At 66.1% G+C, this 445-nt stretch carries 1 protein-coding gene; it reads left to right on the forward strand.

Going from position 1 to position 445, the window contains the following annotated elements; all coding sequences use genetic code 11:
- A partial coding sequence (locus AACY52_RS31410) for a GNVR domain-containing protein (RefSeq protein ID WP_339561560.1) occupies positions 1 to 445 on the forward strand: 445 nt, incomplete at both ends.

Raw genomic sequence — 445 nt, forward strand, 5'->3', positions numbered from 1 at the left:
TCGGCAACCATCCGCGCATCAAGGAGCTGAAGGCCCAGCTCGGCGATCTCGACAACCAGATCCGCGACGAAGCCAGCAAGATCTCGCGCACGCTGGAAAACGATGCCCGCATCGCCAGCGGCCGCGTCGACAGCCTGACCGCCAGCCTCGATCAGCTCAAGAAGCAGGCGACCTCGACCAACGGCCAGGACGTCCAGCTCCGTGCGCTGGAGCGCGAGGCCAAGGCGCAGCGCGACCTGCTCGAGAGCTACCTTGCGAAATATCGCGAGGCCAACACCCGCGAGACCATCGATACCGCGCCGACCGACGGCCGCATCATCTCGCGCGCCATCGTGTCGAACACGCCGGCCTATCCGAAGAAGCTGCCGATCGTGCTGATCGCGACGCTGGCGACGGTGCTTTTGTCGTCCGGTCTCGTCGTCACCGGCGAGCTGCTCCGCCAGAC

The organism is Pseudomonas sp. EA_65y_Pfl1_P113 (genome assembly GCF_963970525.1).
GTDB classification, from domain to species: domain Bacteria; phylum Pseudomonadota; class Gammaproteobacteria; order Pseudomonadales; family Pseudomonadaceae; genus Aquipseudomonas; species Aquipseudomonas tritici.